The sequence below is a fragment of the Streptomyces sp. NPDC007856 genome, from assembly GCF_042868225.1.
Classification (GTDB): Bacteria; Actinomycetota; Actinomycetes; order Streptomycetales; family Streptomycetaceae; genus Streptomyces.
The window spans coordinates 84,642-99,884 of record NZ_JBIAEC010000004.1 but is presented as its reverse complement, the minus strand read 5'-3'; the positions used below and the strand labels follow the sequence as shown (position 1 = coordinate 99,884).

General features: G+C 73.2%; 11 protein-coding genes. 9 read left to right on the top strand and 2 right to left on the bottom strand.

Annotated elements, in window-relative coordinates; all coding sequences use genetic code 11:
- Positions 1–104: 104 nt before the first annotated feature.
- The gene (locus ACFYOH_RS11765) at positions 105–1,778 is read right to left on the bottom strand and encodes a PucR family transcriptional regulator (protein WP_388624092.1); all 1,674 of its coding nucleotides are present in this window, start codon (positions 1,776–1,778) and stop codon (positions 105–107) included.
- Positions 1,779–2,121: 343 nt separating this feature from the next.
- Between ACFYOH_RS11765 and ACFYOH_RS11760 the strand changes: the two genes are divergently transcribed.
- The 6 genes from ACFYOH_RS11760 (at position 2,122) to ACFYOH_RS11735 (ending at position 9,627) form a co-directional block, all read left to right on the top strand.
- The gene (locus ACFYOH_RS11760) at positions 2,122–3,015 is read left to right on the top strand and encodes an FAD binding domain-containing protein (protein WP_388624089.1); all 894 of its coding nucleotides are present in this window, start codon (positions 2,122–2,124) and stop codon (positions 3,013–3,015) included.
- On the top strand, positions 3,015–3,638 hold the full coding sequence (locus ACFYOH_RS11755; protein WP_388624087.1) for a (2Fe-2S)-binding protein: 624 nt from the start codon (positions 3,015–3,017) through the stop codon (positions 3,636–3,638). Before ACFYOH_RS11760 ends, ACFYOH_RS11755 begins: the two co-directional genes overlap by 1 nt.
- A gap of 2 nt (positions 3,639–3,640) precedes the next feature.
- Positions 3,641–6,025: a xanthine dehydrogenase family protein molybdopterin-binding subunit gene (locus ACFYOH_RS11750; protein ID WP_388624085.1), complete on the top strand. Its 2,385-nt coding sequence runs from the start codon at positions 3,641–3,643 to the stop codon at positions 6,023–6,025.
- Positions 6,026–6,235: 210 nt separating this feature from the next.
- Entirely contained in the window at positions 6,236–7,702 is a 1,467-nt protein-coding gene (locus ACFYOH_RS11745) for an NCS2 family permease (protein WP_388624084.1), read from the top strand.
- Between the two features lie 45 nt (positions 7,703–7,747).
- Positions 7,748–8,899 (top strand): XdhC family protein, encoded by a 1,152-nt coding sequence (locus ACFYOH_RS11740; RefSeq protein WP_388624081.1) that lies wholly within the window; start codon positions 7,748–7,750, stop codon positions 8,897–8,899.
- Between the two features lie 89 nt (positions 8,900–8,988).
- Positions 8,989–9,627, top strand: coding sequence for a LysE family translocator (locus ACFYOH_RS11735; protein ID WP_388624079.1), 639 nt, complete (start codon positions 8,989–8,991; stop codon positions 9,625–9,627).
- Between the two features lie 194 nt (positions 9,628–9,821).
- Here ACFYOH_RS11735 and ACFYOH_RS11730 read toward each other — a convergent pair whose 3' ends face one another.
- Entirely contained in the window at positions 9,822–10,262 is a 441-nt protein-coding gene (locus ACFYOH_RS11730) for an SRPBCC family protein (protein WP_388624076.1), read from the bottom strand.
- 124 nt (positions 10,263–10,386) lie between these two features.
- Here ACFYOH_RS11730 and ACFYOH_RS11725 point away from each other — a divergent pair, with 124 nt between their 5' ends.
- The 3 genes from ACFYOH_RS11725 (at position 10,387) to ACFYOH_RS11715 (ending at position 15,225) form a co-directional block, all read left to right on the top strand.
- Positions 10,387–11,025, top strand: a complete 639-nt coding sequence (locus ACFYOH_RS11725; RefSeq protein ID WP_388624074.1) for a phosphoribosyltransferase — start codon at positions 10,387–10,389, stop codon at positions 11,023–11,025.
- Positions 11,026–11,188: 163 nt separating this feature from the next.
- Entirely contained in the window at positions 11,189–12,925 is a 1,737-nt protein-coding gene (locus tag ACFYOH_RS11720) for a trypsin-like peptidase domain-containing protein (RefSeq protein WP_388624071.1), read from the top strand.
- The gene (locus ACFYOH_RS11715; protein WP_388624068.1) at positions 12,922–15,225 is read left to right on the top strand and encodes a tetratricopeptide repeat protein; all 2,304 of its coding nucleotides are present in this window, start codon (positions 12,922–12,924) and stop codon (positions 15,223–15,225) included. The genes ACFYOH_RS11720 and ACFYOH_RS11715 overlap by 4 nt, the downstream gene beginning before the upstream one ends.
- Positions 15,226–15,243: the final 18 nt, after the last annotated feature.

Below are 15,243 nucleotides of genomic sequence, written 5' to 3'. Positions count from 1 at the left end.
CCAGCACCAATCGCGGGGCGGGGCCAAGAGGGTGGGTGAAAGATTTCACAAAGTCGTGGGGCGCGGGCGTGACCGGGTTTGGCCGCCGCGCGCCCCCGCCGGCCTCAGCTCATGCGCAGGGCGAGGAAGAAGTCGAGCTTGTCCTCCAGGCGCGACAGGTCCCGTCCCGTCAACTGCTCGATCCGGCCGACCCGGTAGCGCAGCGTGTTGACGTGCAGGTGGAGCCGGGTGGCGCAGCGGGTCCAGGAGCCGTCGCAGTCCAGGAACGCCTCCAGGGTCGGTATCAGCTCGGCCCGGTGGCGGCGGTCGTAGTCCGTCAGCGGGTCCAGCAGGCGCGCGGTGAAGGCGCGGCGCACGTCGTCCGGGACGAAGGGGAGCAGCAGGACGTGCGACGCCAGCTCCTGGTGCCCCGCCGCGCAGACCCGGCCGGGGCGGGCGGCCGCCACCCGGCGGGCGTGCCGGGCCTCCTCCAGGGCGCCGCGCAGCCCCTCCGCGGAGTGCACGGCCGCGCTGACGCCGAGGGTGAGCCGTCCGTCGTCGTGCAGGCCCGCCGAGAGCGTCTCCCGCACCGACCGCAGCAGGGAGTCGGCCAGCAGCCCGGTCTCCGAGCCGTCGTGCTCGGTGGAGACCGCCGGCAGCGGCACCAGGGCGATCGCCTCGTCGCCGGTGTGCGCGACGGCGATCCGGTCGGACGGCTCCGGCCCGGTCGCCTGTGGGTCGACCAGCACTTCCTCCAGGAGCGACTGGGCGACCGGGCCGCCCTCGACCTCGCCGCCGTCCCACTCCACGCGGGCCACCACGACCTGCCAGTGCGGGGCCGCCCCGAGCCCGGGCAGCAGCACCGGGGCGGCCACCCGCAGGCGGGCCGCGATCTCGGCCGGCGCCGCGCCCGTCTGGACCAGTTCCAGCACCTCCTGGGCGAGCCGGCGCCGCACCGTGCGCGCCGCGTCCCGGCGGTCCCGCTCGACCGAGATCAGCTGGGTGACGCCCTGCAGCAGGTCCAGCCGCTCCTCGGGCCAGTCGCCGGCGTCCGCCTCGACGGCCAGCAGCCAGTCCGACAGCACCGACTCGCGCACATCGCGGGCGGCCTGCGGGGAGCGGCCGGAGGAGCGGATCGGGAAGAGGGAGTAGGTGCTGCCGCCGAGCAGGACGCGGTGCGGGCCGCGGCGGCCGGTGCGGGTGGCCGCCAGGTGCTCGGCGGCGAGCCTGGCGCAGGTCTCGGCCGGCAGCGCCGGGCCCGCGACCTTGGAGCCCGCGATCAGCCGGCCGGTCGGGGCGAGCACCCAGGCGCGCAGGTCCAGGTCGGTGCCGAGCAGGTCCAGGACCACGTCCGGGCCGCCGCCCGCCGGGCCCGAGGTCATCATCCGCCGGTGCCGGTCGACCACGGCCGCCAGGTCTCCGGCGCGCTCGCCGGAGACCTGCCGGACGACGTGCTCGGTGATCGTGGCGAAAGCCACCGACTCGTGCACCGCGAACAGCGGCAGCCGGTGTCTGGCGCAGGCCAGGACCAGGTCGTCCGGCACATCGCCCAGCTCCGCCTCACCGGCGGCGAGCGCCGCCACCCCGGCCTGCACCAGGATCCGTACGAACGGCTCGGAGTCGGCGGCGTCCCGGCGCCAGGCCAGGCCGGTCAGCACCAGCTCGCCGCCGGAGAGATAGCGGCTCGGGTCGCGCAGGTCCGTGGTCATGACCCCGCGCACCGACCGGTCCAGTTCCTCCTCGCCGCCGAGCAGCCGCAGGCCCAGCGCATCGGTGTCCAGAAGTGCGCGCAGCCGCATCTCGTCGCCGCCGTTCTATGTCTCGAAACCTACGATGAATCTTGGAGGGTGACGGGGAAGTCACCCGGAACCTGCCGCCCGGGAACGCGTTCGGCGGTCCTCCTGCTGTTTCCTGCGTTTCTCCAGGAAAACGGAGAGGTTACCGATGACCTCCGTTCATACGAATCTACAAGATGCTCGCCGTGGCCAGCGAACTCCTTCATGGTTTCGGTGACTGACCCCGCCGGAGCACCGGGCGGTGTACTGAGTCCACTGCGCGTTAACAGCACATGAACGAGCCGCGCCCGCCGCACACGGATTGGCTCAATCTGTACGACCCACGAGACGAAGAAGAGAGCCGGTCATGGACTTCCTTCGCCCCGCCAGCTGGGAGGAGGCGCTCGCCGCGAAGGCCGAGCACCCCACCGCTGTGCCGATTGCGGGTGGCACCGATGTGATGGTCGAGATCAACTTCGACCACCGCCGGCCCGAGTATCTGCTGGACCTCAACCGCATCGGTGACCTCTACGAGTGGGAGGTCGGCGAGGAGAGCGTGCGGCTGGGCGCCTCCGTCCCGTACACCAGCATCATGCAGAACCTCCGTGCCGAGCTGCCGGGCCTCGCGCTCGCCTCGCACACGGTCGCCTCCCCGCAGATCCGCAACCGCGGCGGCGTCGGCGGCAACCTCGGCACGGCCTCGCCCGCCGGTGACGCCCACCCCGCCCTGCTCGCGGCGGGCGCCGAGGTCGAGGTGGAGTCGGCGGCCCGCGGCACCCGGCTGATCCCGATCGACGAGTTCTACACGGGCGTCAAGCGCAACGCGCTCCAGCCCGACGAGCTGATCCGCGCCGTGCACATCGAGAAGGCCGACGGACCGCAGCAGTACTCGAAGGTCGGCACGCGCAACGCCATGGTCATCGCCGTGTGCGCCTTCGGCCTCGCCCTGCACCCCGGGACCCGTACGGTCCGGACCGGCATCGGCTCGGCCGCCCCGACCCCGGTCCGGGCCAAGGCCGCCGAGGAGTTCCTGAACGCGGCGCTCGACGAGGGGGGCTTCTGGGACAACGGGAAGATCATCACCCCGTCGGTCGCCAAGCAGTTCGCCGACCTGTGCTCGGCCGCCTGCAACCCGATCGACGACGTCCGGGGCACCGCGAGCTACCGCCGCCACGCGGTCGGCGTGATGGCCCGCCGGACGCTGACCTGGACCTGGGAGTCGTACCGCGGCACCCGCCGCACCACTGAGGGAGCTGCGTGATGCGCGTCAACTTCACCGTCAACGGTCGCCCTCAGGAGGCCGACGACGTCTGGGAGGGCGAGTCCCTGCTGTACGTCCTGCGCGAGCGCCTCGGCCTGCCGGGTTCCAAGAACGCCTGTGAGCAGGGCGAGTGCGGCTCCTGCACCGTCCGCCTGGACGGCGTGCCGGTGTGCTCCTGCCTGGTCGCGGCCGGCCAGGTCGAGGGCCGCGACGTGGTGACCGTCGAGGGCCTGGCGGACTTCGCCAAGCAGCGCGCCGAGGGCGGCTGCGCCTCCGGCGCGTGCGGTACGACCCTCCAGGACGCCCAGCTGGGGGTCCCCCCGGGCGAAGCCTGGAAGAGGCAGGCCAAGGGCACCGACTCCCAGACCGGCGAGGGCGCCATCTCCCCGGGCGCAGCCCTCTCGCCCATCCAGCAGGCGTTCATCGACGCCGGCGCGGTCCAGTGCGGCTTCTGCACCCCGGGTCTGCTCGTCGCCTCCGACGAACTCCTGGAGCGCAACCCGAACCCGTCCGACGCCGACATCCGTGAGGCGCTGTCGGGCAACCTGTGCCGCTGCACGGGCTACGAGAAGATCATGGACGCGGTCCGCCTGGCGGCCGCCCGCCAGTCCGAGGGGGTCTGACCATGCCGGCCAACGGCGCTCCTACGAAGATCACGCAGGGCTCCCAGACCAAGGGCGGCATCGGCGAGTCCACGCTCCGCCCGGACGGCACCCTCAAGGTCACCGGCGAGTTCGCGTACTCGTCCGACATGTGGCACGAGGACATGCTGTGGGGCCAGATCCTGCGCTCCACCGTCGCGCACGCCGAGATCGTCTCGATCGACACCGGCGAGGCGCTGAAGACCCCGGGCGTCTACGCCGTCCTGACGTACGACGACCTGCCCACCGAGGTGAAGAACTACGGCCTGGAGATCCAGGACACCCCGGTCCTCGCCCACGGCAAGGTACGCCACCACGGCGAGCCGGTCGCCCTCGTCGCGGCCGACCACCCGGAGACGGCCCGCCGCGCCGCCGCCAAGATCAAGGTCGAGTACCGCGAACTCCCGGTCATCACCGACGAGAAGTCGGCGCTGGCCCCGGACGCGATCCTCGTCCACGAGAACCGCGACGACCACCACTTCGGGCACGTCCCGCACCCGAACATCGTGCACCGCCAGCCGATCGTCCGCGGCAACGCGGACGAGGCAGCCAAGCGGGCCGACGTGATCGTCAAGGGCGAGTACACCTTCGGCATGCAGGACCAGGCCTTCCTCGGCCCCGAGTCCGGGCTCGCCGTGCCCGAGGAGGACGGCGGCGTCCACCTCTACATCGCCACCCAGTGGCTGCACTCCGACCTGCGCCAGATCGCGCCCGTCCTCGGTCTGCCCGAGGACAAGGTGCGCATGACGCTGGCCGGTGTCGGCGGCGCGTTCGGCGGCCGCGAGGACCTGTCGATGCAGATCCATGCGTGCCTGCTCGCGCTGCGCACCGGCAAGCCCGTCAAGATCGTCTACAACCGCTTCGAGTCCTTCTTCGGGCACGTCCACCGCCACCCGGCCAAGCTGTACTACGAGCACGGGGCCACGCGCGACGGCAAGCTGACCCACCTCAAGTGCCGGATCGTCCTGGACGGCGGCGCCTACGCCTCCGCCTCCCCGGCGGTCGTCGGCAACGCCTCGTCCCTGTCGGTGGGCCCGTACGTGGTGGACGACGTCGACATCGAGGCCATCGCCCTCTACACCAACAACCCGCCCTGCGGCGCCATGCGCGGCTTCGGCGCGGTCCAGGCGTGTTTCGCCTACGAGGCGCAGATGGACAAGCTGGCCAAGGAGCTGGGCATGGACCCGGTGGAGTTCCGGCAGCTCAACGCGATGGAGCAGGGCACCATCATGCCGACGGGCCAGCCCGTCGACTCGCCCGCCCCGGTCGCCGAACTGCTGCGCCGCGTCAAGGCGATGCCGCTGCCGCCCGAGCGTCAGTGGGAGTCCAGCGAGGGCGCCGACGTTCGGCAGCTGCCCGGCGGTCTGTCCAACACCACGCACGGCGAGGGCGTCGTACGCGGGATCGGTTACGCGGTCGGTATCAAGAACGTCGGCTTCTCCGAGGGCTTCGACGACTACTCCACGGCCAAGGTGCGCATGGAGGTCGTGGGCGGCGAGCCCGTCGCCACCGTGCACACCGCGATGGCGGAGGTCGGCCAGGGCGGTGTCACCGTCCACGCGCAGATCGCCCGCACCGAGCTCGGCGTCACCCAGGTGACCATCCACCCGGCCGACACCCAGGTGGGCTCGGCGGGTTCGACCTCGGCCTCCCGGCAGACGTACGTCACCGGCGGCGCCGTGAAGAACGCCTGCGAGCTGGTCCGCGAGAAGGTCCTGGAGATCGGCCGGCGCAAGTTCGGCACCTACCACCCGGCCTGGGCCACCGCCGAACTCCTGCTGGAGGGCGGCAAGGTCGTCACCGACGGCGGCGAGATCCTCGGCGACCTGGTCGACGTGCTGGAGGACGAGGTCGTCGAGGTCGAGGAGGAGTGGCGGCACCGGCCGACCGAGGCCTTCGACCTGCGCACCGGCCAGGGCAACGGCCACGTCCAGTACTCCTTCGCCGCGCACCGCGCGGTCGTCGAGGTCGACACCGAGCTCGGCCTGGTCAAGGTCATCGAGCTGGCCTGCGCCCAGGACGTCGGCAAGGCGCTCAACCCGCTCTCCGTCATCGGCCAGATCCAGGGGGGTACGACCCAGGGCCTGGGCGTGGCGGTGATGGAGGAGATCATCGTCGACCCGAAGACCGCGAAGGTCCGGAACCCCTCCTTCACGGACTATCTGATCCCCACGATCCTCGACACGCCGACCATCCCGGTCGACGTGCTCGAACTCGCCGACGAGCACGCCCCCTACGGGCTGCGCGGCATCGGCGAGGCCCCGACCCTGTCGTCCACCCCGGCCGTCCTCGCGGCGATCCGGAACGCGACCGGGCTGGAGCTCAACCGCACGCCGGTGCGGCCCGAGCACCTCACGGGAACCGCGTAGCACCCCACAGCTCTCCGGGCGGCGCAGGGAACGTCACACACTCCGCCGCGCCGCCCGGAGGAACCCCTTTGAGTTCCGCACCGCTCGCGGTCCTTGAAGTACCAGGAAATTCGTTCGTCTCGGGCCGTCCCCCGGGTCGTCCATTCCCCAAATCCCGTGACCGTCAAGGCGGTTGCACGGGTGCCCCTGTGAACCTTGGGAGATGGCACCATGACCCAGCAGTCAGTGGAGCCCACGACCACCGCCGAAGACGCGGGCGCGGGTTCGCGCCCGCCGGCCGGCAGGTCGTGGCTCGACCGGTACTTCCACATATCCGAAAGAGGATCCACCGTCGCGACCGAGGTCCGCGGTGGCGTCACCACCTTCATGGCGATGGCGTACATCCTTCTCCTCAACCCCGTGATCCTCAGCGGCGCGGACAAGTCGGGCGACTCCTTGGCCCAGAAGGCCCTCATCACGGCCACCGCGCTCGGCGCGGCGGGCACCACTCTCCTGATGGGCTGGATCGGCAAGGTGCCGCTCGCCATGGCCGCCGGACTCTCCGTCTCCGGAGTGCTGGCCGGACTGGTCCTGGGGACCAAGACCCTGACATGGGGTCAGGGGCTGGGCATGTGTGTCGCGTACGGCGCCGTGATCATGCTGTTGGTGGTCACGGGACTCCGCGAGATGATCATGAACGCAATCCCGCTCCCGCTCAAGCACGGCATCACCATCGGCATCGGCCTGTTCATCGCGTTCATCGGCCTGGTCAAGGCCGGCTTCGTGCACGCCGGTACGGCGACCCCGGTCACCCTCGGCGACGCGGGCGAACTCTCCGGCTGGCCCGTCCTGCTCTTCGCGGTCACGCTCCTGCTGATCTTCGCGCTGCAGTCCCGGAACATCCCGGGCGCCATCCTCATCGGCATCGTCACCGGCACCGTGCTCGCGGTGGTCGTCAACGCGGCCGGCCTCGTCGGCGACAAGGGCTGGGCCAACGGCGAGGGCCCCGCGCTGCACGGCAGCGCCGTGTCGATGCCGGACTTCTCGCTCATCGGCAAGGTGTCCTTCAGCGGCCTGGGCGACGTCGGCTACATGACGGTGACCTTCATCGTCTTCACGCTGGTGCTCGCCGGCTTCTTCGACGCGATGGCCACCATCATCGGCATCGGTACCGAGGCCGGACTCGCCGACGCCCAGGGGCGGATGCCGGGCCTGTCCAAGGCGCTGTTCATCGACGGTGCCGGCGGCGCCATGGGCGGCGTGGTGGGCGGCTCCGGCCAGACCGTGTTCATCGAGTCCGCGACCGGCGTCGGCGAGGGCGCCCGCACCGGACTGGCCTCGGTCGTCACCGGTGGGTTCTTCGCCCTCTGCCTCTTCTTCACACCGATCACGGCGATCGTGCCGCGCGAGGTGGCCTCGGCCGCCCTCGTCACCATCGGCGCGATGATGATGATGAACGCCCGGCACGTGGACTGGGGCGACCGCTCCGTCGCGATCCCGGTCTTCCTCACCGTCGTGATCATGCCGTTCACGTACTCGATCACCCCCGGTGTCGCCGCCGGTGTGATCTCCTACGTGGTCATCAGGCTCGCCCAGGGCAAGTGGCGGGAGATCGGTCCCTTCATGTGGGGTCTGACGGTGCTCTTCCTCGTCTACTTCTCCCTGCATCCGCTCCGATCCCTGCTGGGCGTGCACTAGCCGGTTGAACGTCCCTTCCACGCAATCCCGTTAGGAGACCGACAGATGCTGGACATCGCCGAAGAGCTGAACCGGTGGGTCGAGCAGGGCCGTGACTTCGCCGTCGCCACCGTGGTGGCCGTCGGCGGCAGCGCCCCGCGCCAGCCCGGCGCCGCCCTCGCGGTGGACGCCGCGGGCACGGCCATCGGCTCGGTCTCCGGCGGGTGCGTGGAGGGCGCCGTGTACGAGCTGTGCCGACAGGCGCTGGAGGACGGCGAGACCGTGCTCGAACGCTTCGGCTACAGCGACGAGGACGCCTTCGCCGTCGGCCTGACCTGTGGCGGCGTCATCGACATCCTCGTCACGCCGGTCCGGGCGGACGGTCCCGCCCGGCCGGTGCTCGCCGCCGCGCTGGCCGCCGCCGCCCGCGGGGAGGCGGCGGCGGTCGCGCGGATCGTGGAGGGACCGGCAAAGCTGCGGGGCCGGGCCCTCCTCGTCCGCCCCGACGGCCCCTACGACGGCGGTTTCGGCGCCCATCCCGAACTGGACCGCACGGTCGCCGCCGAGGCCGGCGCCTTCCTGGACGCGGGCCGCACCGGCACCCTGGAGATCGGCGAACAGGGCTCGCGCTGCGGCGCCCCGCTGACCGTACTGGTCGAGTCCTCCGTCCCCGCCCCCCGCCTGATCGTCTTCGGCGCGATCGACTTCGCCTCCGCACTGGTCCGCGTCGGCAAGTTCCTCGGCTACCGCGTCACGGTGTGCGACGCCCGCCCGGTGTTCGCCACGAAGGCCCGCTTCCCGGAGGCGGACGAGATCGTGGTCGAGTGGCCCCACAAGTACCTGGAGCGCACCGAGACCGACGGCCGTACGGTCCTCTGCGTCCTCACCCACGACGCCAAGTTCGACGTGCCGCTGCTCAAGCTGGCCCTGCGGCTGCCGGTCGCCTACGTCGGCGCGATGGGCTCCCGCCGCACCCACCTCGACCGCAACGAGCGGCTGCGCGAGGTCGGCGTGACCGAGCTGGAACTGGCCCGGCTGCGCTCGCCGATCGGCCTCGACCTCGGCGCCCGTACGCCGGAGGAGACGGCCCTGTCCATCGGCGCGGAGATCGTCGCCGGCCGGCGGGGCGGCTCGGGCGTGTCGCTGACCGGTGCGCACACGCCGATCCACCATGACACGAACCCGGCACCTGTCGGCCGCATCGGCTCGGTGGCCTGAGGTCGCTTCGGCCGTCCTCCATGCCGCCCGGGGAGACCGCGCCGGGAAAACGGTTTCCGGGCGCCGCGGCCGCCGTATTGCATGAGGGCATGGCGTCCACCGACCGGCTGGCTGCGTTCGCCGCCCTGTCCTTCCTGCTGATCGTGATCCCCGGCCCGAGCGTGCTCTTCGTCGTCGGGCGGGCGCTGGCGCACGGGCGGCGCGCCGCGCTGACCACGGTCCTCGGCAACACCCTGGGGGCGTACGTGCTCGTGGCGGCCGTGGCGCTCGGCATCGGCTCGATCGTGGAGCGCTCGGTGCTCGTCTTCACCGCCCTGAAGCTCGCCGGCGCCGCCTACCTCGTGCACCTCGGGATCAAGGCATGGTGGCAGCGGGGCTCCCTGCGGGCCGCGTTCACGGAGTCCGGACCGGCCCACGGCAACCTGCGCACCCTCTGGGAGGGGTTCGCGGTCGGCGTGGCCAACCCCAAGACGGCGGTGTTCTTCGCCGCCGTGCTGCCTCAGTTCGTGGACCGCGAGCAGGGCCATGTGCCGGTGCAGATGCTGATTCTCGGCCTGGTCTTCAACGCCATCGCGGTGGCCTCCGACAGCCTGTGGGGACTGGTGGCCTCCGCTGCCCGCGACTGGTTCGCCCGTTCGCCCCGGCGGCTCGCCGCCGTCGGCGGGATCGGCGGGCTGACCATGGTCGGGCTCGGGGTGACGGTGGCGGTGACGGGGCGCAAGGACTGAGCGCTCCCCGGGGTGCCGTGCGGGGCCGTCCGGCGTCCGCGGCACCGTCGTGGCCGGTTGCGCCGCTCCTCGCCCCCGGGCGCTCACTCCCGCCGCAGCAGCCGGTTCACGGCCCGCCCGAACACCGTACGGGCCGTGCGCTCCACCAGGCCGTCCAAGGCCGAGGGGTTGCGCCGCTCCTCGCCCCCGGGCGCTCACTCCCGCCGCAGCAGCCGGTTCACGGCCCGCCCGAACAACGTACGGGCCGTGCGCTCCACCAGGCCGTCCAAGGCCGAGGGCAGGAAGCGCAGGCGCACCTCCTCGCGCCACACGACCCGGCTACGGCCGCCCGGCCCCGGCCGCACCTCGATCTCCGCCCAGCCGAGGATCACCCGGCCGCGCTTCTCCAGGCGGCACAGCCCGGCTTCGCCGTCGGCCGGGGGGCACCAGAGGGTGACCTCCATCAGGTCGTCGAAGGCGAGCGGGCCGATGCCCGACCGGGCCACGAAACGCGTGCCCACACGGGTCGGCGGGGGCGTGAGCAGCGTGATCCGGGTGAGCGGGACCACGTCGGCGTGGCGGGGCCACTGCGTGAGCCGGCGCCAGGCCTCGTCCAGGGCGAGCGGGGCCGTACGTTCGAAGGAGAAGGTGGGCACGGCACGATCGTAGGCAATGAAGGGCCCTGCTACTTTCCGCGTATATAGAGCGCAGGTTCGAATATCTCCACGACGCCCGACCGGGAGCACCATGGAAGGAGAGGCACCGCGGAGGAGGACGACCATGCGCTTCCGGGACCGTGCCGAAGCCGGACGGGAACTCGCCGGACTGCTGAGCGACCTGCGTGAACAGGGCGCCCTCGTCGATCCGCTCGTCCTCGCCCTGCCGCGCGGCGGCATCGCCGTCGCCGAGCCCGTCGCCCGCGCCCTGGGCGCCCAGCTCGATGTGCTCATCGTGCGCAAGATCGGCGCCCCCCACCACCAGGAGTTCGCCGTCGGCGCGCTCGTCGGGGACGACCCGCCCCTCTTCAACGCCGGCACCCTGGACCGGCTCGGCCTGACCGAGCAGTCCATGGCCCCGGTGGTGGAACGAGAGCGGCGGGAACTGCGTCGCCGCGAGCAGCGGTACCGCGGCGACCGTCCGGCGCCGGACCCTGCCGGGCGCACGGTGATCGTCGTCGACGACGGCCTGGCCACCGGCGCCACGGCCCGCGCGGCCCTGCGGCACCTACGGCGGCGCGGGCCCGCGCACCTGGTGCTGGCCGTGCCCGTCGGCGCGCCGGACTCCGTGGACCAACTCGCCGCCGAGGCCGACACGATCGTGTGCCCGCACCGGCCGGCCGGGTTCACCGCGGTGGGGCAGTGGTACGAGGACTTCGAGCAGTTGACGGACACGGAGGTGCTGGCCGCACTGGGGCGGTGACGGGGGGCGCCGTCGGAGTGTTCCGCCGTTGCCGGGTGGGGGGTTCGGTGTGGTTTCTCGCGCAGTGCCCCGCGCCCCTTCGGGGCGCTCGTTCACCGCCCCTCCGTAACACTCCCGTGCACACCAGTAGTACCGGGCCGGTACTCGGAGTAACCTCGGGGCCATGACGCGCACGGGGGAGCGAGCCGTCAAGTCGCGGTTACGGACGCCGTCCTGGATCGCGCGCATCGAGGCGCCGGACGGGCAGGTCCTCGGTGCCGGGGTGCTGCTCGCCCCGGACCGGGTGCTCACCGCGGGGCATGTCGCCGGGCCCGGCCGCCACTACACCGTCCGCCTGATCGGCGTACCCGGCCTGGGCGCCGTACCCGCCACGGTCCGCGAGGACGAGTACGTGCCGGAGCAGGAGGACGCCTTCGGTGACCGCAGCGGTGATCTCGCCCTGCTGCGGCTGGCCGCACCACTGCCGGCGGCGCACACCACCCGGCTCTACCGGCTCGCCTCACCGCACGGACCGGTGAGCATGTACGGCTTCCCGGCCGGTGACGACGGCGGCCGCTGGCACGGCGCCACCCTGGTCGCCGCCCGCGGCCGGGACAGCCAGGTGCAGCTGCGCCCGCTGGCCCCGGGCGAGCTGGCCGCACCCGGCTTCAGCGGCGGCGGAGTGGTCGACCATGCCACTGACCAGGTCATCGGGATCGTCCTCAGCGTGGACGAGGGGCCGGGGTGGGCCTTCAGCTATATGAGTCCCACCGAGACCATCCTCCGGCATCTGCCGCAGGTCGCCGCCTGGACCGACGGCGCCGAGGCGGTCGACCCCCGACTGCGCACCGGAGCCGCGGAGGCGGCCGGCGCGCTGGACGTGCCGTTCGCCACCGAGCTCGCCTCCTGGTTCCGCGGCGAGGGCTGGCCGGTCCTCGTCACCGTCGCCCCCGCCCGCGGCGACCGCGCCTGGACCCTGAACCGGGCCGTCACCCTCGCCGACCGGGAGCTGCGCACCGACCGCAACACCAGCGGCTTCAGCCATGACCCGCCCGAGACCGTGCCCCCGGCCGGCGCGCACGATCTCGCCCTGGAGGTCAAGGGGCTGACGGCTGGTCAGGTCATGGAGCGCATCGCCGCCCGGCTGGGCATCCGCGACGACATCCGGCCCGAACGGTTCGGCGCCCTGCGCGTCCCGCTCGCCGCCGTCCTGGTCGGCGTCGACCAGGCCGCCGAACCCGACGCCCTGCTCGGCCTGCTGGACCGGCTCGCCCGGCAGGGGGCCCGGCTGTTGCTGGTCTTCCGCCGCCGGGGCGAGCGCGCGGAGCAGGCCGCCGAGTCCCTCGTGCACCGCCCGCTGCGCGACCGCTGGAGCCGACTGCACGGCGAACTCGACCGGATCGTGGACGAGTTGGGGCCGGGCCTGGACCGGCTCCGGGACCGGGTGCTGCCCGGCCCCGGCACCCGGCAGCTGGTGGAGCAGGCCGAGGCCGGAGTACGGCGGACCCGGATGCTGCGCGCCTGGGTCGCCCACACCCCCGAGCGGGAGCGCGAACCCGGCCGCGCCGACCTGCTGTTCACCTTCGAGGCCGCCGCCGACCGCCGCAGACAGCGCCTGGAACAGGCCATCGGCGTCCTCGACGCCCGGCTGCGCCGCCGCGAGGAACTCCTCGGCCGGGTCAGCGCCGAGTGGCCGCTGTGCCGCAGACGGGCCGCCGCGCACGGCGACCGGGTCATGGAGGCCTACCGGCTCTACGAGCACGCCCTGTCCCTGCTGCGGCACACCCCCTGCGACATCGAGCGGGCCGAGACCGCCGTCGAGCGCTTCGTCGGTTTCTGCTCGGCCTCCGCTCCGCCCGCCCCGGCCACGCCGCCGCGGCCCGCCGCCCCCGGCGCACCCCGGAAGGAGAGCGCACCGTGACCTCGTGCCTCCGGCCCGGCTGCTCGGGCCACATCATGGGCACCGGCTACTGCGACACCTGCGGCCGCCGCCACGCCGAACCGAACCCCGCGACACACCCGGAGCCACCGGCACCGGCCGGAGCGCGCACCGAACCGCGGACCCCGCCCCCGGGCACCCCGGCCGAGGAGAGCCCCGGCCCGCCGGCCGTGCACGCCGTCGCCGGGGTCGGGGACCTCGACCAGCACGGACTGGTCGTACTGCCCGAGGTGCCCGCGCCCGACGACGTGCTCGTGACCGACCCCCGCCCGCCCACCGGCGGCCGCCGCTGCGGTGCGAACGGCTGCACCATGACCATCGGCGTCGGCTACGGCGGCCGGCCCGCCCCCGCCACCGGCCACTGCCCCCGCTGCGGCACGCCCTACTCCCTGCTGCCCCAGCTGGGCGAGGGTGACCTGGTCGACGACCACTACCGCGTCCTCGGCTGCCTCGGCGGCGGCGGGCTCGGCTGGATCCATCTCGCGGAGGACACCCGCGCCGACGGCCACCGTGTCGTCCTCAAGGGCCAGATCGACGCCCACGACGCGCTCGCCCGCCGCACCGCCGTCGAGGAGCGCCGCTCGCTGACCGACCTGCACCACCCCGACATCGTCCGGCTCATCACCTACGCCGACCACCACGTCCCGGGCCGTCCACCCACCGGATACCTGGTCATGGACTACATCGGCGGCCGTTCCCTGCAGCAGTTGTTCGCCGCCGACGACGTCGAACGGATCTTCCACGGCCGTCCCCGCCTGGACCACGTCCTCACCTACGGCTGCAAGATCCTCGGCGCCCTCCAGTACATGCACGAACGCGGGCTGCTCTACTGCGACATGAAGCCCGCCAACGTCATCCACTTCGGCCGGGCGATCAAGGTCATCGACCTCGGCGCGGTCCGCGCGATCGGCGACCGCACCTCCGCCTACGTCTGCACGGCCCCGTTCGCCCCGCCCCAGGAGGAGATCGGCCGGCGCGGCTGGCACGTCGACAGCGATCTCTACACCGTCGGCATGACCCTCCAGGCGCTCTGTCACGGCACCGAACCGGCCCGCGGCCTGGCCCCGGACTCCTTCCGCCGGCTGATCGACCGCGCCACCCACCCGGAGCCGGGAGCCAGGTTCCGCTCGGCAGCCGAGATGTCCCGGCAACTCTGGGAAGTCCTCCGGGAGTTCCGCTCCCTCCAGTTCGGCGAGCAGTTGCCGGAGAGCTCCACCCGGTTCCGCGCCACCGGCGCCAGCCTCGACGCCGGACTCGGCGCGATCCCGGCCCTGGACCACTTCCCCGCCCACCCCGGCGGGCAGCCGCCCGGCCTCGACGTCTCCCCGCCCTCCGCCGCCGAGGTCGCCGGCGCCCTGCCGGAGCCGGTCCCCGACCCCGACGACGGCGCCGCCCTGCTGCTGGACACCTTCCCGCCCGACGCCCCCGACCGGGTCGCCCGGCAGTGGCCCCGCGAGTCCCGCCTCGGCACCCCGGAGACCGCGCTGTGGCTGTGCCGCGCCTATCTCAGACGAGGCGAGCGGGACCAGGCCGAGAGCTGGCTCGCCGAGGCCGAGACCCAGCTCGGCGAACACGCCGCAGCACACGACTGGCGCATCGCCTGGCACCGCGGCGTCCTCCACCTCAGCAGAGGGGAGGTGCGCCGGGCCGGCAGCCGCTTCGACGCCGTCTACCGGGCCCTGCCCGGCGAGTACGTGCCCAAGCTCGCCCTCGCCTACTGCGCGGAACACGAGGCCGGGGCCGCAGGACCGCAGCGCGTCCAGCGGGCCATGCGGTTCTACGAGGCCGTCTGGAAACGGGACTTCGCGCACACCGCCGCCGCCTTCGGGCTGGCCCGCGGCCATCTGGCCGGCGGTGACCGGGACGCCGCCGTCCGCGTCCTCGACGACGTGCCCGCCACCTCCCGGCACCACGACGCAGCCCGGATCGCGGCCGTCCGCGTCCGCGCCGGCATCCTGCGCGGCGGCCCGCCCACACCGGCCGACCTGCGCGACGCCGCCCGGCGGCTGCCCGGACTGCGCCTGGACGGCGGCGCCGCCGACGGCGAGTCCCGGGCCCGGCTGGTCGCCGAGGTCCGCGAGAACGCCCTGCGCTGCCGGCCGGAACAGGGCTGGGGGCCGGAGTTCCCCACCGGCGACCTCCTCGGACCCGGCGACGAGGACGGCCTGCGCCGCCTGCTGGAGCACTCCTTCCGCCTGCTGGCCGCGCAGGCCCGCACCGCCGACGAGCACGGCCGGCTGCTCGACCTGGCCCACGCGGTCCGGCCGGTCACCACCTTCTGACACCGAGCACGCCCGTGA